The sequence below is a fragment of the Aneurinibacillus tyrosinisolvens genome (assembly GCF_001015055.1).
Classification (GTDB): domain Bacteria; phylum Bacillota; class Bacilli; order Aneurinibacillales; family Aneurinibacillaceae; genus Aneurinibacillus_A; species Aneurinibacillus_A tyrosinisolvens.
This window is the reverse complement of record NZ_BBWZ01000021.1, coordinates 1-17,859: the sequence shown is the minus strand read 5'-3', so window position 1 is coordinate 17,859 and position 17,859 is coordinate 1. Positions and strand designations below refer to the sequence as shown.

The 17,859-nt window shown below is 49.4% G+C and carries 17 protein-coding genes and 1 pseudogene; 15 read left to right on the top strand and 3 right to left on the bottom strand.

Going from position 1 to position 17,859, the window contains the following annotated elements:
- Positions 1-84: 84 nt before the first annotated feature.
- Positions 85-369 (top strand): annotated as a pseudogene (locus MBEAL2_RS30335) (IS4 family transposase); the annotation flags it as partial.
- A gap of 277 nt (positions 370-646) precedes the next feature.
- Here the strand turns inward: MBEAL2_RS30335 and MBEAL2_RS17200 are convergent.
- Entirely contained in the window at positions 647-1,072 is a 426-nt protein-coding gene (locus MBEAL2_RS17200; RefSeq protein ID WP_047153509.1) for a DUF4395 domain-containing protein, read from the bottom strand.
- Positions 1,073-1,318: 246 nt separating this feature from the next.
- Here MBEAL2_RS17200 and uvrB point away from each other — a divergent pair, with 246 nt between their 5' ends.
- Both uvrB and uvrA read left to right on the top strand, forming a co-directional pair.
- Positions 1,319-3,298 carry an excinuclease ABC subunit UvrB gene (uvrB, locus tag MBEAL2_RS17195; protein ID WP_173427725.1) on the top strand — a complete coding sequence of 660 codons (1,980 nt, stop codon included), beginning with the start codon at positions 1,319-1,321 and terminating at the stop codon, positions 3,296-3,298.
- A gap of 10 nt (positions 3,299-3,308) precedes the next feature.
- Complete coding sequence (gene uvrA, locus MBEAL2_RS17190) at positions 3,309-6,185, top strand: excinuclease ABC subunit UvrA (RefSeq protein ID WP_047153507.1); 2,877 nt, start codon at positions 3,309-3,311, stop codon at positions 6,183-6,185.
- Positions 6,186-6,248: 63 nt separating this feature from the next.
- Here the strand turns inward: uvrA and MBEAL2_RS17185 are convergent, their stop codons facing one another.
- Together MBEAL2_RS17185 and MBEAL2_RS17180 are read right to left on the bottom strand one after the other, a co-directional pair.
- Positions 6,249-6,632: a hotdog family protein gene (locus tag MBEAL2_RS17185; RefSeq protein WP_236692927.1), complete on the bottom strand. Its 384-nt coding sequence runs from the start codon at positions 6,630-6,632 to the stop codon at positions 6,249-6,251.
- 258 nt (positions 6,633-6,890) lie between these two features.
- Positions 6,891-7,775 (bottom strand): SH3 domain-containing protein, encoded by an 885-nt coding sequence (locus tag MBEAL2_RS17180; RefSeq protein WP_047153505.1) that lies wholly within the window; start codon positions 7,773-7,775, stop codon positions 6,891-6,893.
- Positions 7,776-7,923: 148 nt separating this feature from the next.
- Here MBEAL2_RS17180 and hprK point away from each other — a divergent pair, with 148 nt between their 5' ends.
- The 12 genes from hprK (at position 7,924) to hisIE (ending at position 17,583) form a co-directional block, all read left to right on the top strand.
- The gene (gene hprK, locus MBEAL2_RS17175) at positions 7,924-8,856 is read left to right on the top strand and encodes an HPr(Ser) kinase/phosphatase (RefSeq protein ID WP_082129994.1); all 933 of its coding nucleotides are present in this window, start codon (positions 7,924-7,926) and stop codon (positions 8,854-8,856) included.
- A gap of 17 nt (positions 8,857-8,873) precedes the next feature.
- On the top strand, positions 8,874-9,698 hold the full coding sequence (gene lgt / locus MBEAL2_RS17170) for a prolipoprotein diacylglyceryl transferase (RefSeq protein WP_047153504.1): 825 nt from the start codon (positions 8,874-8,876) through the stop codon (positions 9,696-9,698).
- 41 nt (positions 9,699-9,739) lie between these two features.
- The gene (ppaX, locus tag MBEAL2_RS17165; protein WP_047153503.1) at positions 9,740-10,399 is read left to right on the top strand and encodes a pyrophosphatase PpaX; all 660 of its coding nucleotides are present in this window, start codon (positions 9,740-9,742) and stop codon (positions 10,397-10,399) included.
- A gap of 9 nt (positions 10,400-10,408) precedes the next feature.
- Entirely contained in the window at positions 10,409-10,894 is a 486-nt protein-coding gene (locus tag MBEAL2_RS17160) for an acyltransferase (RefSeq protein ID WP_047153502.1), read from the top strand.
- Between the two features lie 202 nt (positions 10,895-11,096).
- A complete protein-coding gene (locus MBEAL2_RS17155; RefSeq protein ID WP_047153501.1) occupies positions 11,097-12,263 on the top strand; it encodes an ATP phosphoribosyltransferase regulatory subunit in 1,167 nt (388 codons plus the stop codon).
- On the top strand, positions 12,263-12,907 hold the full coding sequence (gene hisG, locus MBEAL2_RS17150) for an ATP phosphoribosyltransferase (RefSeq protein WP_047153500.1): 645 nt from the start codon (positions 12,263-12,265) through the stop codon (positions 12,905-12,907). The genes MBEAL2_RS17155 and hisG overlap by 1 nt, the downstream gene beginning before the upstream one ends.
- Positions 12,908-12,913: 6 nt before the next feature.
- On the top strand, positions 12,914-14,188 hold the full coding sequence (hisD, locus tag MBEAL2_RS17145) for a histidinol dehydrogenase (RefSeq protein WP_047153555.1): 1,275 nt from the start codon (positions 12,914-12,916) through the stop codon (positions 14,186-14,188).
- A 14-nt stretch (positions 14,189-14,202) separates the two neighbouring features.
- Positions 14,203-14,787, top strand: a complete 585-nt coding sequence (gene hisB, locus MBEAL2_RS17140) for an imidazoleglycerol-phosphate dehydratase HisB (protein ID WP_047153499.1) — start codon at positions 14,203-14,205, stop codon at positions 14,785-14,787.
- Entirely contained in the window at positions 14,788-15,411 is a 624-nt protein-coding gene (hisH, locus tag MBEAL2_RS17135) for an imidazole glycerol phosphate synthase subunit HisH (protein WP_047153498.1), read from the top strand. It abuts the gene before it with no gap.
- Between the two features lie 27 nt (positions 15,412-15,438).
- Positions 15,439-16,176 carry a 1-(5-phosphoribosyl)-5-[(5-phosphoribosylamino)methylideneamino]imidazole-4-carboxamide isomerase gene (gene hisA / locus MBEAL2_RS17130; protein WP_047153497.1) on the top strand — a complete coding sequence of 246 codons (738 nt, stop codon included), beginning with the start codon at positions 15,439-15,441 and terminating at the stop codon, positions 16,174-16,176.
- A complete protein-coding gene (gene hisF / locus MBEAL2_RS17125) occupies positions 16,177-16,953 on the top strand; it encodes an imidazole glycerol phosphate synthase subunit HisF (RefSeq protein ID WP_047153496.1) in 777 nt (258 codons plus the stop codon). It abuts the gene before it with no gap.
- Positions 16,954-17,583 carry a bifunctional phosphoribosyl-AMP cyclohydrolase/phosphoribosyl-ATP diphosphatase HisIE gene (hisIE, locus tag MBEAL2_RS17120; RefSeq protein WP_047153495.1) on the top strand — a complete coding sequence of 210 codons (630 nt, stop codon included), beginning with the start codon at positions 16,954-16,956 and terminating at the stop codon, positions 17,581-17,583.
- Positions 17,584-17,859: the final 276 nt, after the last annotated feature.

Sequence of the window (17,859 nt, the reverse complement as noted above, 5' to 3'; positions counted from 1 at the left end):
ATAATATGGAGGTAATGAACACTATCCTCAAAACAAAAAAACACCATTCTTTATCTAACAACGAGATAAAGGATGGTGTTTTTTATGAATCTCACGATTCTAGAAGAACTTGCCCTCTTTTCACAAGAATTGCAGCGCTGTTTATCTCCTGACACTCTTCAGATATTGGCTAGAGAAGTTGGCTTTGTCCAGCGAAACAGTAAGTATGGCGCGCAAGATATTGTCGCATTGTGTGTATGGTTGAGCCAAGAAGTGGCAAGTACTTCCCTGACACAGCTATGCAGCTGCCTTGAATCTTCTACCGGCGTTCTGATCAGTCTGGAAGGACTGAACCAACGATTTAACACTGCCGCTGTAGAATTTCTTCAACTGGCCATTGAGCAAGACGGCGGAGGACTCAACTACTTGATGGATCGGAATTTTCAAGTAGGTGAGGAGATAATGAGAGGGCATGGACGGTATGGGTGTAATCCAATGCAAGACACTTATATGAACGAAGATGCCGGGGGGAACTGGATGAGATTTAGTGTCAGGAAACCATAAAAGCAGTTATCAGGTTCATTCTAAAAAATTAACAAAGGCTCGTCGAGAGCAAACGAAAAGCAAGATTAATCGTTTGTTGCTGGCAAGCCTTTTTTGTAATGCCTTAATTGGAACTTCTTCTGAAACGATATTGTGTCCACTGATACCGGATAAAGCACCCAATGCAAAACCCCAGAATAGCGACAAACGATGCTAAAGCAACCATTCCAGTAGAAATATAGGCCAGTATTGTCCAATGAGCAAGATAGCTAACCAGTCCTGTAGCTAAACAAACAACAGCAATGGTTTGGTTAAACTGCTGCTGGTCCCAGTCTTCGGGAATGTACGTGGAAAGCGGTTTTTTTAGAAATATTTTCGCAAACCGCATAACAGGATTAAATCCGAAGAAGAGTCCAAGAAGTCCGGAAACCAAAGGTAATGCCAGAAACCACTTTATATCTGTAGTCCAAGTCAGCAGTACACAAATCACAATAAACCATTGATTTGTTTTTACCAGCGGACGAGGAATGGAACGAAGTTGTTTCTCCATCCATTTTCACACCCTTTGTATTAGTATGAATACACTTTACTTTCCTTTGTTGATTATATCAAATACTATTATATTTATGCAGCGTAGCTCCTGCCCGTTTCTTGACAGGATTTCCGCTTATAAACCATTCGATCCAATGCTTGCTAAATCCGAACCTATGTTCGAAAATACTACTAGAAATCGTGGGGAATGTGCTATAATAGAAGGAGCATCTTCATAAAAGGATGGATGAAAACGTTGGAAAAACTGAACAAGAAATTTGAAGTCGTTTCCGAATATGAGCCAAAGGGTGACCAGCCGTCAGCGATAAAACAGCTGGTTGAGGGCATTGAAGGCGGGAAGAAACACCAAACCCTGCTCGGAGCTACCGGAACGGGAAAAACGTTCACGATGGCCCAGGTCATTGCTAAAGTAAACAAGCCGACGCTTGTTATCGCGCACAATAAAACACTCGCGGCTCAATTGGCCAGCGAGTTTAAAGAGTTTTTCCCGAATAACGCAGTAGAATACTTTGTAAGTTACTACGATTATTATCAGCCGGAGGCGTACATTCCGCATTCGGATACGTATATTGAGAAGGACGCAAGCATTAACGATGAGATTGATAAACTGCGCCACTCGGCGACGAGTGCGGTTTTTGAGCGTAATGATGTTATCATTGTTGCCAGCGTTTCCTGCATTTATGGTTTAGGTTCGCCGGAGGAATATAGCTCCCTGATGCTTTCGCTGCGCCGTGGAATGGAAAAAGGCCGCGACGATGTACTGCGCAAGTTAATTGATATTCAATACGACCGCAATGATATTAACTTTACACGCGGGACGTTCCGCGTGCGGGGAGATGTCGTGGAAATTTTCCCGGCTTCAAATAGTGAACATGCGATCCGCGTCGAGTTTTTCGGAGACGAAATCGAGCGGATTACTGAAGTTGATACATTGACCGGTGAAATACTGAACGAACGTGAGCACGCCGCTATTTTTCCGGCGTCCCACTATGTTACAGGGCCGGATAAAATGCAGCAGACCATGAAAAGCATCGAACAAGAACTTGAACAACAGCTGGCGCTTTTCAAAGAGCAGGGAAAGCTGCTGGAAGCACAGCGGCTTGAGCAAAGAACGCGCTATGATCTCGAGATGATGCAGGAAATGGGCTATTGCTCCGGTATTGAGAATTACTCACGCCACCTGACGGGACTGCCACCGGGGGCAGCGCCTTATACGCTGCTGGACTTCTTCCCGGACGACTTCTTAATTATGATCGATGAGTCGCACATTATGCTGCCGCAAATCCGCGCCATGTACAAAGGGGATAAAGCGAGAAAGGATATGCTGATTGAGCATGGCTTCCGCTTGCCTTCCGCCGCAGACAACCGGCCGTTGAAGTTCGAGGAATTTGAGAAGCATGTCAATCAGATCGTGTATGTTTCCGCTACCCCGAGCTCATATGAATTGGAGAAGGCGCCGGACGTGGCCGAACAGGTCATTCGTCCGACAGGGCTGCTCGATCCGACCATTGATATCCGGCCTTCTAAAGGGCAGATTGATGATTTGCTTGGCGAGATTAACGAGCGGATTGCGAAAAACGAGCGCGTACTCGTTACGACGTTAACGAAGAAGATGTCCGAGGACTTAGCCGATTATCTGAAGGAAGTCGGCATTAAGGTCCGCTACCTGCACTCGGATATTAAAACGATTGAGCGGATGCAGATTCTTCGTGATTTGCGTGTAGGTGTGTTTGATGTATTGATTGGAATTAACCTTTTGCGGGAAGGGTTAGATATACCGGAAGTTTCGCTTGTAGCGATTCTTGATGCGGATAAGGAAGGCTTCCTTCGCAATGAGCGTTCGCTAATCCAGACGATTGGCCGGGCGGCGCGAAACGCAGAAGGGCATGTTATTATGTATGCCGATAGGATGACACAGTCGATTGAAAATGCGGTGAACGAGACGAACCGCCGCCGCGAGCGCCAGATGGCGTATAACGAGGAGCACGGCATTACACCGCAGACGATCCAGAAATCGATTCGCGATGTCATCCAGGGAACGAAGGTGGCAGAACAGTCCGAGGACTACCTGCCGGACAAGATGTACAGCAAGTTAAGCAAAAAAGAACGCAAGGAAGTCGTTTTGCGTATGGAAGACGAGATGAAGGAAGCAGCCCGCCATTTAGACTTCGAGCGGGCCGCCCAGTTGCGTGATTTGATTCTGGAATTAAAGGCGGAAGGATGAGAAAAGGTCAATGAGCCGTGAGAATATTGTCATTAAGGGTGCTCGTGCCCATAATTTAAAAAACGTAGACATCACGATTCCGCGCGATAAGTTTGTTGTTTTAACGGGATTGTCAGGGTCAGGGAAATCTTCCCTGGCTTTTGATACGATTTATGCCGAAGGGCAGCGCCGCTATGTGGAATCTCTATCCGCCTACGCGCGCCAGTTCCTTGGCCAGATGGATAAACCTGATGTCGACTCGATTGACGGGCTGTCGCCTGCCATTTCGATCGATCAGAAGACAACAAGCCGTAACCCGCGTTCGACCGTGGGGACGGTTACGGAAATATATGATTACTTGCGCCTTCTCTTTGCGCGGATCGGCCGGCCGCATTGTCCGGAGCACGGCATTGAAATTACGTCGCAAACGGTGCAGCAGATGGTCGACCGCATTCTGGATTACCCGGAGAAAACGCGCCTCCAGATTCTTGCTCCGCTTGTGCAGGGCCGGAAGGGCGAGCACGCGAAACTGCTGGAGGAAACTCGCACCCAGGGGTATGTCCGGGTTCGCGTGGATGGAGAAGTGCGCGATCTTTCAGAAGAAATCAAGCTGGAGAAAAATAAAAAACACTCGATCGAAGTCGTGATCGACCGGATTGTCGTTAAGGAAGGCGTAGCAACCCGTCTGGCTGATTCGCTAGAAACGGCGCTTCGCCTTGCAGACGGAAGTGTGCTTGTCGATGTGATGGAACAGGAGGAACTACTGTTCAGCCAGAATCTCGCCTGTCCGATTTGCGGATTCAGCATGGAAGACCTTGAGCCCCGCCTGTTTTCGTTTAACAGCCCGTTCGGTGCCTGTCCGACATGCGATGGCCTGGGAAGCCAGCTGGAGGTAGACCCGGATCTGGTCATTCCCGACCGCTCCAAGAGTCTGGCGGAGGGCGCCATCGAGCCGTGGAACAGCTCCACGTCGAACTACTATGAGCAAATTCTGCAATCGGTAGCCAAACATTATAAAATCGATATGAATAAGCCGTTCGAAAATTTAACCGAGAAGCAGCAGGACGTCATTCTGTTCGGCAGCGGCACGGAGAAGCTGCATTTCCGCTATAAAAGCGACTACAGCAGCGTGATGCGGGATCACGATATGGTGTTTGAGGGAATTGTGAATAACGTCCAGCGCCGTTACCGTGAAACCGGATCCGACTATGTCCGCCAGCAGCTTGAAATGTACATGAGTGAAAAGAACTGCCCGAAATGTAAAGGAAAGCGCCTGCGTCCTGAAGCGCTTGCTGTCCTCATTGCCAGCCAGAACATTTCTTATGTGACGGATCTTTCGATTGTTGAAGCGTTTGAATTCTTTGGTGAGCTGTCGTTGACGGAAAAGGAAACGCAGATTGCCCGCCTGATTCTAAAGGAAATCAAAGCGCGCCTGCAGTTCCTTGTTGACGTCGGATTGGATTATTTAACGATGAGCCGTTCAGCGGGGACGCTTTCCGGCGGGGAGGCCCAGCGTATCCGGCTGGCGACGCAAATCGGTTCCAGCCTGATGGGTGTTCTTTATATTTTGGACGAGCCAAGCATCGGGCTGCACCAGCGGGATAACGCCCGTCTCATTAAGACACTGGAGCATATGCGTGATTTAGGCAATACGCTTATTGTTGTGGAACACGATGAAGATACGATGCTGGCCGCAGACTATATTATCGATATCGGTCCCGGCGCGGGCATTCACGGCGGGCAGGTTGTCTCCCAGGGGACACCGCAGGAAGTAATGGATGACCGAAACTCGCTGACAGGCGAGTATTTAAGCGGGCGTAAATTCATTCCGGTTCCACTGGAGCGCCGCTCGCCAAACGGCAAGTGGATTAAAATTCTCGGGGCGAAAGAAAACAACCTGAAGAATGTAACGCTGAAAGTCCCACTCGGTGTATTCACGTGTGTGACGGGTGTTTCCGGTTCAGGAAAATCAACGCTCATTAATGAAATTCTTCACAAATCACTTGCGCGTGAACTGCATAAATCAAAGCAGAAGCCGGGCGCTTACCGCAAGCTGGAGGGCATTGAGCACCTCGACAAAGTCATCGACATTGACCAGTCGCCAATCGGGCGCACACCGCGGTCCAATCCGGCGACCTATACCGGGGTATTTGATGACATCCGTGATTTATTTGCCCAGACGAATGAAGCGAAAATGCGCGGTTATCAAAAGGGCCGCTTCAGCTTCAATGTCAAAGGCGGACGCTGTGAGGCCTGCCGCGGCGACGGGATTATCAAAATCGAAATGCACTTTCTGCCTGACGTGTACGTCCCATGTGAAGTATGCCATGGGAAGCGGTATAACAGAGAAACGCTGGAAATAAAGTACAAAGGAAAAAATATTGCCGACATTCTCGAGATGACGGTAGAGGATGCCCTTGAATTCTTTAAGAACATTCCGCGCATTAACCGCAAGCTCCAGACGATTTATGATGTCGGTCTCGGCTATGTTGCGCTGGGCCAGCCGGCTACGACATTGTCCGGTGGGGAAGCGCAGCGTGTGAAGCTGGCGTCGGAATTGTACCGCCGCAGCAACGGCAAGACGCTTTATATTTTGGATGAGCCGACAACCGGCTTGCACATTGATGACATTGACAGGCTGCTAAAAGTGCTGCAGCGCCTCGTTGACAACGGGGATAGCGTGCTTGTTATCGAGCATAACCTCGATGTGATTAAAACGGCGGATCACGTGATTGATCTTGGCCCTGACGGCGGAAGCCGGGGGGGCACCATTGTCGGGGAAGGTACACCGGAAGATGTCGTACAGGTGCCTGAATCATACACCGGCCAGTTCCTGGCACCGGTGCTGGAAAGGGACCGGAAACGATCGGAAGAACGGGTTGCTGCCCTGCAGACAAAAGCAAATTAACGGATGAACAAAAGAGGAAGGCGCCGCGTGGGTGCCTTCTTTTTTACTGGAAAGTATATGTCGCTAAGCGTTCTGATGGTGTAAAATAACGCCGGAGAATTGACCGGTCATCACTTCTTTCTCATGCTGATTCCGGCATACGAAATTTGTCGCCATGTATGTACGGTCATTCTTTTCCTCATATTGTTCAATGACGACTTCACAGCGAATCCTATCTCCTGTAAATACAGGCCTTAAAAACTCGAAAGAAATTTTACGGGCCAGAACATTAAAATCACCGCCGATTTTTGTCGGCAGAGTAGCCGTTAACAATCCCTGGATGACTAACCGGCCCTGTTCATCAGGGATAACGTGGTGTACCCCTTCGTCTCCTGATACCTTACTAAATAGATTCACGTCTTCGGTAGTAAATGTTCGTTCCCAAAAAACAACGTCACCAACTTTCATACAATAAACCTCCATTTATCAGATTATTTTGTATTATCTTATCATGTGTACTAATGATTTGTACACTAATCACTTTTGTGATGGAAGATCCCTGTGTGTATCGACCTCTTCTGGCTCCTTTTGAAAATTTCCTGCTTTCTTACTTTCCCAAAAGGAAGGGAGAACAAGGTATAACTATATCCCTTTCCTATCCAATGACAAAAACCCGTCAAATCCCAGGATTTAGACGGGCTGCAACCTAATTCGTATACGAGTAGGTTAATCGCCGGTTACAAATAATGAAATTTTCCAGGCGCCCGCTTTGTTTTTCTGTATTCCCATCCGGTAATCTACCGAGCTCCGCACATACTTCTCAACAACATACCCTTTCTTTCCGTCCAGAGTCATCACTGGAATCCAGTGGTACGTTCTGCCGCCAAGGGACACGATTTCTTTGCTTGGAGGGTATTTCATTTGTACGACCTCGTTGCTAAGCTGGGCAACGACCTTTGCTTTGAGGTTCGGGGAGGTCCGGACATTTACGTCTTTGCCGATAATAGCTGCGTGTGTAAATGCGTCGTATTTTTCAGGGAAATGCAGGTATAGATAGGGAACAAAGTAAAGGGATGAGTTTCCTTTCGCGAAGTCTCCCCCCAGGGCGAGCGCGTCCTGCAGTTCCAGCCAAATGGGTGAGTTTTGCGGATTTTTATCCAGTTTCCAATGCTTGATAAATTCTTTTTTGCCGTTGCTATCGCCAAATGTAAACCTTACATCATCTGAAACAATAGCGAGAAGAGCTTTCGTATCTTTTTTGTTTACTGTTGCCTTTAGCTGGACAATAAAGCGGGATAGAGCAGGATTTTTGGAAGATTCGTCTTTTATTACGATGGGCACGCGTTTCTTTGCGGGAGCAGGGGCAGTGGACGCCAGTGTTTTTGCTGCATGGGAGACCGTCGTGCTTTTTGCTATGCTGCTGCTGGACGGTGACGGATTTGGTGCCGGAACAGGGGCAGGCGCTGAAGCCTGGGCCGTCGTTTGGACTGCGGTTTGGGTTGAAGCCGCTGCCGCCGGCTCCGCTGCCCGGGCGGATGTTTGCTCAGCAGGCTTCGGTGAACAGGCTGTAACAAGGAGCAGTGACAGGAAGAAACCAATAGATTTTTTCATTTTCGCACTTCCTTTCTACGGTATAAGACGGATAGAGGAGAAAAAAAGTTACATACAATCTGCAGGGCATTCGCCCCTTTCAACGTAGGTGGGCAAGGGATATTTGTGTTAAAATAGATTACGATTGAAAAACGAGAGGGTGACATGCTTGAAGAAAACCCATGTCCGAGATATGGTCAATTACTTTAAATTAAATGTGGCGAGTGGAGAAGCCGGCCTTCTTCGTGAGATTACAGTAAGCGATATCAGCCGGCCTGGCCTGGAGATGGCGGGTTATTTTAACTTTTATCCTTCTGAGCGTATTCAACTGCTTGGCAAGACAGAACTCAGTTTTTTTGAAACATTAAGTGCGGACGAACGCATAGAGCGGATCGGGCGGATGCTGCATGAGGATACGCCGTGCATTTGTGTTGCCCACAATCTTGTAGTGCCGGTTGAACTGATGCAGCTTGCCGAAGAGCGGAGCATTCCGGTGCTTACTTCACCGCTTCCGACAACGAAATTGTCGAGTAAGCTGACGACGTACCTGGAAAGCCGCCTGGCACCGACAACGACCATGCACGGCGTTCTTGTCGATGTATACGGTATCGGAGTTCTTCTTGTCGGACAAAGTTCAATCGGAAAGAGTGAAACGGCACTTGAACTCGTTAAGCGGGGCCATCGCCTTGTCGCCGACGATGCGGTGGAGATTCGCCAGACGCAGGAGAACCAGTTGATCGGGAATGCTCCGGAACTTATCCAGCATTTACTGGAGATTCGCGGTGTAGGAATTATCAATGTTATGACATTATTTGGCGCCGGAGCTGTCCGTAATTACAAGCGCATCTCGCTCGTTATCCGCCTGGAAATCTGGGATCCGGAAAAAATGTACGAACGTCTCGGGCTCGATGAAGAGAAGCTTAAAATTATGGATACGGATGTGCCGCAAATTACGATTCCTGTACGCCCCGGACGAAACCTTGCCGTCATTGTTGAAGTAGCCTCAATGAACTTCCGCCTGAAGCGTATGGGATACAATGCGGCTGTCGTATTCAGCAAGAAGCTGACAGATACGATTGAAGAAGCGGCTGAAGATATTTAAAGGAGGACACTAATTTTATGATGTTGGCGATTAATCCAGTTGCCCTCAGGCTCGGTCCCTTTACCGTGCACTGGTACGGCATCATTCTCGGGACAGCGGCACTGGTTGGCCTGTTGCTGGCTCTGCGGGAAGCAAAACGAGTGGGGTTTAACCCCGAATTGATTATGGACGCTGTCATGTACGGTGTGCCTGCCGCTATTATTGGGGCCCGTATTTACTATGTGATTTTTCGCTGGAATGAGTACTATAAAGACCATCCGGGAGAAATTATCGCGATCTGGCATGGCGGGATTGCCATCCACGGGGCGCTTATTGCTTCCGTGCTGACAGGGTATATTTACTCGCGTATAAAAAACATATCGTTCTGGCGGCTCATTGACATTATCGCCCCCAGCTTGCTTATCGGGCAGGCGATCGGGCGCTGGGGAAATTTTATGAACCAGGAAGCACACGGCGGGCCGGTTAGCTTAGCGTACTTGCAAAGCCTGCACCTGCCGCAGTTTATTATTAATCAGATGCACATTCTTGATCCGGTGACCAATACATATGCGTATTATCATCCTACCTTTTTATATGAATCTCTCTGGAACTTTCTCGGCGTCATTGTTTTGCTCACGATTCGCCGCATTGCGCCGTTAAAGAGAGGAGACCTGTTTCTTATTTATGTGATATGGTACTCGATTGGCCGTTTTTTTGTGGAAGGATTGCGTACGGACAGCCTGATGCTGACAGCGAACCTTCGAATCGCGCAGGTCATCAGCCTTGTGTTAATTGCTCTGGCGCTTATTCTTATGGTTGTACGGCGAAAAATGGGATATGCGAGAGAAAAATACGGAGAATAACAGTATGAGAGAACGGAACTTAGCCAGGAAGGAACGATTTTATGAACAAGTATAACTATGTCCTGTTTGATTTAGATGGAACGTTAATTGATACGAATAACTTAATCCTTACGTCCTTTATGTACACGCTTGAGAAATTCTATCCCGGCAAGTATACGAGGGAAGAACTCATTCCGCACATGGGGAAGCCGCTATATGATCAAATGGAATTGTTCGGGCCGGGCCAGGCAGAACAGCTTGTTGAGGTATACCGTGAACATAATGAGCGTGTGCACGACGAACTTGTAATGGAGTTTCCCAATGTGCTGGAGACGATCGATGAATTGTCAAAGATGAACATTACGATGGGGATCGTAACGACGAAGCAAAGAAAAACAGCAGAAATGGGCCTTCGCATGTTCGGGCTCGACAAATATATGGAGACCGTTGTTTGCTTCCATGATACGGAGCACCATAAACCACATCCCGCTCCTGTCCAGAAAGCGATGGAACAAATAAAAGCGGACCCGGACAAGACTCTAATGGTGGGAGACAGCCAGTATGATATTCAGGCGGCACACAATGCCGGCGTCGACTCCGCGGGGGTTGCCTGGAGCCTGAAAGGCGCTTCGTTCCTCTCTACTTTCAAGCCTACGCATTTGCTTAACGATATGAAAGATTTAATCCAGATTGTCAAACAGCCTGTTCACCGGTCTCTGTAGAGGCAGCCTATGGCGAAACGGCAGACGGAACGCTATCCAGTGGAGGGGCCGAACTCTCTCTGGCAACTCTATAAAACGGTCAGCTTCTGGAAGGTAGTCAAGTGCTTTACAGTTGTACAGCTTGCCCGGTATGTACCGTGGATGCCGTTTAAGAATTGGATGTATCGGACGCTCCTCGGTATGAAAATCGGGGAGCAGACGGCGGTGGCCCTTATGGTCATGATGGACACGATGTTTCCGGAGCGGATTTCAATCGGCTCGAACAGCATTATCGGCTATAATACAACGATTCTTGCCCACGAGTATCTGATTGAGGAGTATCGGCTGGGGGATGTAAAAATTGGCTCGCGTGTGATGATTGGTGCGAATTCAACCGTTCTTCCAGGCGTTACAATTGGAGATGGAGCAACGGTTTCCGCCGGAACGCTCGTGCACCGCGATGTTCCGGCGGGCGCTTTTGCCGGCGGGAATCCGATGCAAATCATCCGGCAATAGGAAATGGATAAAAAACAGAATATCGGGTCACGAGGGTGGCAAATGCTAAAGAGTGCTTCACTGGAAAGCGGGCGGGATTTTAGTGTTTGCCACCCTCTTTTTATGTTGACGCATATGGCGATTGAGTGGTAGACTACATTCAATAAGAAAATCCTTTAGCTTGGTAGCGAACTAAAGGATAGAGAGCAGGGGTGGAACTTTAATGTCAAAGCCGTTAGGATTTGAAAAGCCGCTAGGTATGAGGGACATACTTCCTGACGTACTGGAAAAGCAGCGGTGGTTGGAAAATCAGGTAAAGAATTGCATGCGGCAGTGGGGATATGAAGAAATCGCCACGCCGACGCTTGAATATTACGATACCGTTGGCGGAGCCAGCGCTGCACTTGATAATCGATTGTTTAAACTATTGGATCGCAAAGGGAAAACGCTTGTCCTTCGGCCGGAGATGACAGCACCGATTGCGCGGGTCGCTTCCTCCCTTCTAAAGGAAGAGCCGCTTCCACTGCGCTTGATGTATACAGCGAATGTCTTTCGGGCGCAGGCCAAAGAAGCGGGGAGAAACGCGGAATTCACACAGGCCGGAATCGAATACATCGGATCTGCTTCGGTAGATGCGGACGCAGAAGCGATTGCGCTTGCCGTATCTGTATTAAAGGCAGCAGGCGTGGAAGCATTTAAAATTGCGGTCGGGCATATCGGATTTTTGGAAGGACTGCTGGAAGAAATTGTGGAAAAACAGTCCGCTCGGGAAACGCTGAAGGAATTCTTGTACTTCCGCGACTATGTTGGGTTCCGCCATTATGTGAAGAAGCTGGAACTGCCGGAGCAGGGAGAAGCAAGACTCCATGAGCTGCTCACATTGCGCGGGGGCAAAGAGCTGATGGAACGGGCCGAAGCGATTACGATTAATGGCCAGGCCCGCAAAGCGGTCATCAATCTAAAACAGCTATGGGAAGCACTTGAGGCTTACCAGGTTACGGATTATATTTTGTTTGATTTAAACTTACTGAGCAACTTGAATTACTATACCGGCATTTTGTTTGAAGGCTATGCGGCCAACCAGGGTTTCCCTATTTGTGGGGGCGGGCGTTATGACGGGTTGATGGCCCAGTTTGGCCGGCCATGTCCGGCTACCGGGTTTGCTGTCCAGATGGACCGTTTGCTGGAAGCGGCGGACTACACACCGGAGAAGCAGAAACGTTTTCTTATTTTATATCATGAACCACAGCGAAGAGAAGCGCTGGAAAAGGCAATGGAGCTGCGCCTTGAAGAGAATCTGATTGTCGTTGCCCAGCGCAAGGAAGAGCTGGCTGGCGTAGACATTTCACAATACATGGGCATTATTGATTTAACAGAGGAGGGGATATAATGCCGGTCGAGCCAGGGGAGAAATTAATTGTTGCCATGCCGAAGGGGAGGATTTTTGAAGAGGCGGCGGACTTGCTGCGGCGGGCCGGTGTCCCGCTTCCTCCAGAGTTTGATGATTCACGTAAATTAATTGTGCCGGTTCCGGAAGCGAATATGGATTTTATCCTCGCAAAACCGACGGATGTGCCTACCTACGTAGAGTATGGCGTAGCGGATATTGGCGTTGTCGGGAAGGACGTCCTGTTAGAAGATGAGCGGGATGTGTACGAGCTGCTGGACTTACAAATCAGCCGCTGCCGGCTTTCCGTGGCCGGGCTTCCGGGATGGAAGCCCTCGGGCAGCCTGCCGCGTGTAGCGACGAAATATCCGAAAGTAGCTTCTAAATATTTTCGTGAGCAAGGACAGCAGGTTGAGGTCATTAAACTGAACGGCTCCATCGAACTGGCGCCGCTCATCGGATTGGCCGACCGGATTGTGGATATCGTGTCAACCGGCAGGACGCTGCAGGAAAACGGCCTGGTGGAGTTAGAGGAAATTGTACCCATTACGACGCGCCTGATCGCCAACCGGGTCAGCTACCGGATGAAGAGCGAGGCTGTAGATTATATATATGAGAAGTTTGCTTCCATTGTTGAGGGGGACTAAGCGGTGATACGGATAGTAGAAGCGGAGAATTTTTCAACCCGCCGTGATGTGGAGAACGGGACGGAAACACAGCGGGCGGCCGTAATGGCAATACTGGAAGCGGTCAAGCGTGAAGGGGACAGCGCGGTTCGGAAGTTTACCGAACAGTTTGACGGCGTCCGGCTTGAAGATTGTAAAGTGACGGAGCATGAGTTTTTACAGGCCTACGAGCAAATTGACCCGGAAGTTCGGAATGCCATTCGCGATGCGGCCGGTCACATCCGTGACTATCATAGCCGGCAAACACGCCAGTCATGGATGACGACAAAGGAGTCGGGAACGATACTCGGCCAGATTATTCGTCCCCTGCAGCGCGTGGGTCTTTATGTGCCGGGTGGAACAGCGGCGTACCCTTCTTCTGTTCTGATGAATGCCATTCCGGCACAGGTCGCAGGCGTCGAAGAGATTGCTATGGTGACACCGCCGGGAAAAGACGGAACGATTAATCCGGGTGTGCTTGTCGCAGCTTACGAGCTCGGTGTAAAAGAAGTGTACAAGGTGGGCGGCGCTCAGGCCATCGCAGCGCTTACCTACGGAACGGAAACAATAAAAGCTGTCGATAAAATTGTCGGTCCCGGCAACATTTATGTTGCCCTCGCTAAACGGGAAGTGTTTGGGCTTGTCGATATCGATATGGTGGCTGGACCGAGTGAGATTGTTGTACTGGCGGATGAAAAGGCTAATGCGGCTTATGTGGCAGCGGACCTGCTCTCCCAGGCCGAGCACGATCCAATGGCATCTGCAGTTCTCGTCACGGACAGCAAGGAGCTGGCTTTTGCGGTTCAGGCGGAGGTAGAGCGGCAGCTTGCCGAGCTTCCAAGGAAAGAAATCGCCGAGGCATCCATTCGGGATTATGGCGCTATCTGCCTGGTTGATGGCCTGGAACAGGGCTTTGATATTGTGAACCGCCTTGCCCCGGAGCATCTCGAATTAATGCTGGAGGACGCGGTATCGTATATTGGCAGGGTGAAGAATGCGGGCGCCATTTTTCTCGGTGCATACAGCTCAGAACCGGTGGGCGACTACTTTGCCGGGCCGAATCATGTACTGCCGACCAACGGAACGGCGCGTTTTTCTTCACCGCTGAATGTAGATGATTTCCTGAAAAAATCAAGCCTTATTTCCTACAGTAAACAGGATTTATTAGCCAACGGCCATAAAATTGTAGCGCTTGCCAGACAAGAAGGATTAGAAGCGCACGCCAGAGCGATTCAGGTTCGCCTGGATAACGAGAACAAATAGAAGGAGAGACAGCGATGCGGCAGGCAGCCATTGAAAGAAAAACGAATGAAACGGATATTAAACTTGCGTTTGCGATCGACGGAGAAGGAAAAAGCGAGTTGAAAACGGATGTTCCTTTCCTCGATCATATGCTGGACCTTTTTACAAAGCATGGGCAGTTCGATTTAACGGTACAGGCGAAAGGCGATATTGAAATCGACTACCACCACACGGTAGAAGATATTGCGATTTGCCTTGGCCAAGCGCTCCGTGAAGCGCTCGGAGATAAAAAAGGAATTAAACGATACAGCAGCGTTTTTGTCCCGATGGATGAGGCGCTTGGACAGGTCGCAATCGACATTAGCAATCGCCCGCACCTTGAATACAGGGCCGAGTATCCATCGAATGTGGTCGGAAACTTCCCGATGGAACTCTTCCATGAGTTTTTCTGGAAGCTGGCGCTGGAGGCGAGAATTACCCTCCATATTATTGTGCATTATGGGCAGAATACCCACCATATGATTGAAGCGGTGTTTAAAGCGTTGGGACGGGCACTCGATGAGGCGACGACGATTGATCCCCGGGTTAAAGGGGTCCCGTCAACGAAGGGGATGTTGTAAGTGATAGCCATTATTGATTATGGGATGGGGAATCTCCACAGCGTAAGCAAAGCCATTGAACGCCTCGGCCACGAGTACACGTTTGTTTCTACTGCGGAAGAATTGCTGGCGGCAGACGGGGCCATCCTGCCCGGTGTAGGTGCTTTCGGGGATGCCATGGAGAACCTTCATAAACTGAACCTAGTTGAATCGATTCGGCAATTCGCGGCGTCCGGCAAACCGCTGCTCGGCATTTGCCTTGGCATGCAACTGCTATTTGAAAGCAGTACGGAGCATGGAGAGCATGAGGGAATTGGCCTGCTACCCGGGACGGTCCTGCGGTTTGAGGGAGATTATAAAATTCCACACATGGGCTGGAATAAGCTGGAGTTTTTGCAGGAAAACCCGATTTTTTCAGACGTGGAAGAAGGGTACGTTTATTTTGTCCATTCGTATTTTCTTCAGCCTGCTGAAACAAACCGCTCCGTTCTAATGGCAACGACCGACTATTATCAGGAAGTACCTGCGATTACAGGGCGCGACAATGTATACGGAATGCAATTTCATCCGGAGAAGAGCGGTACGGTTGGAATGAAGCTGCTGGAGAACTTTACAGGCCTGTGTGAAAAGGCGTATACAAAATAGAGAAGCGGCACGAAAGGGAGTGACGGGATGAGTTTTATTATTTACCCTGCCATTGACATACGCGGCGGCAAATGTGTCCGCCTGCTGCAGGGGGATTACAGCCAGGAAACAGTATACGGCGATTCTCCGCTGGAAATGGCGAAGCAATGGATGGCCCAGGGAGCGGAATGGGTACACCTGGTAGACCTGGATGGCGCAAAAGCCGGCAAACCGATAAATGATGAGGTTGTTCTGGAAATCGCCCGTACGTTGGATGTGCCGGTACAGATAGGCGGCGGCCTTCGCAGGATGGAGGATGTTGACCGATATATTGGGGGCGGAGTAAGCAGAGTCATTCTCGGGACAGCGGCCATTCAGGATCAGCCGTTTGCTGAGCAGGTGCTGGCGAAATACGGGGACAAAGTGGCGATTGGCATCGATGCCCGGAACGGATACGTAGCCACACATGGCTGGCTGGAGACATCCGAGGTAACGGCGGAGGAACTGGCGAAGGTATTGATTGGGAAAGGCGCCGAAACTTTTATCTATACAGACATTTCCCGCGATGGCACACTGGAAGGGCCGAATACGGAAGGAATTGTTCAACTGGCAAAAGCAACCGGAAAAAATGTGATTGCTTCCGGCGGTGTAAGCGTGCAGGAGGACATTCTGGAACTAGCCCGTTACGCGAAGGATGGGGTTGGCGGCGCCATTGTCGGGAAGGCTTTGTACACGGATCGTATCCAGCTTACCAATGCCATTGAGAAAGTCAGGGAGGTCGTATAAATGCTGGCAAAGCGAATTATTCCCTGTCTTGATGTGAAAGAAGGGCGTGTCGTCAAAGGCGTTAGCTTCGTTAACCTGCGGGATGCGGGAGACCCGGTGGAGCTGGCGAAGCGCTATAGCGCAGAAGGTGCAGACGAACTCGTGTTTCTTGATATTTCTGCCTCCCACGAAGGAAGGGAAACGATGGTTGAGGTCGTTGAAAATACAGCGGCCAACGTGACGATTCCTTTTACGGTTGGCGGTGGGATTAATGCAGTAGAGGATATGCGCCGGATTTTACGTGCGGGTGCCGATAAAGTGTCTGTTAATACAGCAGCTGTGAAGCGCCCGGAGCTTATCAGTGAAGGTGCGAAGGTGTTTGGAACGCAGTGTATCGTGGTCGCGATTGACGCAAAAGCCCGGGAGAACGGTGAGGGCTGGGAAGTCTACACGCATGGCGGACGGCAGGCAACGGGAATCGATGCTGTCGAATGGGCTAAGCAAGCGGAGAGGCTGGGAGCGGGGGAAATCTTGCTGACCAGTATGGACTCCGACGGGCAAAAGGATGGGTTTGCACTTGCATTGACCCGTGCGGTATCGGAAGCGGTTCGAATTCCAGTTATCGCGTCTGGTGGAGCGGGCTCCAAGGAGCACTTCTATGATGCGTTTACGGAAGGAAAGGCGGATGCCGCCCTTGCGGCCTCTATTTTTCATTATAAGGAAACATCGATTAAAGAAGTGAAGGATTATTTGGACGAGCGAAATATTGAAATGCGCCTGGTAGAGGAGACGGTATAAATGGATTTATCCAACATTAAATTTGACGAGAACGGGCTTATCCCCGCCGTTGTACAAGATGCACAGAGCAAAGAGGTTCTGACTCTTGCTTATATGAATGAGGAATCGCTGCAAAAAACGCTGGAAACGAAGGAAACGTGGTTTTGGAGCCGGTCCCGGCAGGAGCTTTGGAATAAAGGGGCGACTTCGGGCAACAAGCAGCAGGTGATCGATGTGCTTTATGACTGCGACGGCGATGCTCTCGTTGTAAAGGTGATTCCAGCAGGCCCTGCCTGCCATAAGGATGTGTATTCCTGCTTTAATGATTCATTGCTGGGGGAAAGTGTAAGTACGGGGAATGCTTCTCGTTTTGATATCATTAACCAATTGGAATCATTAATTGCGGTCCGTGAGGCTGAAATGCCGGAAGGTTCTTATACGACTTATTTGTTTAGAGAAGGAGTTGATAAGATTCTGAAGAAGGTTGGGGAAGAAGCGAGCGAAGTCATTATCGCCGCTAAGAATCGCAGCCACGATGAACTGCGGTATGAGGCGAGCGATTTGATTTTCCACCTGCTTGTTCTTCTTCGGGAACAGAAGCTTCCGTTCGATGCAGTGCTGGAGGAATTGAAAAAAAGGCATACAAAATAAGCAAATGGGCAGCAGAAGGGAAGGTGTACAATTCTCTTCTGCTTTTTCATTTTGGTACGAAAGCCTTTAGTGAATTCGCTTTCCTGTTAAGCGTAAAAAAAAATTAATATCAGTAATAAATTACCATTGTTATTTGCCCGGCATGCATGCTATATTATTACTTGTCGCCGCAAGGTGGCCAAGAAATAGAAACCATCTTATCCAGAATAAACAAGCAAACAGTAAAAAAAAGTTGTTGCAAATCGCTTGGTGATTTGATAAGATAGTTAAGTCGCT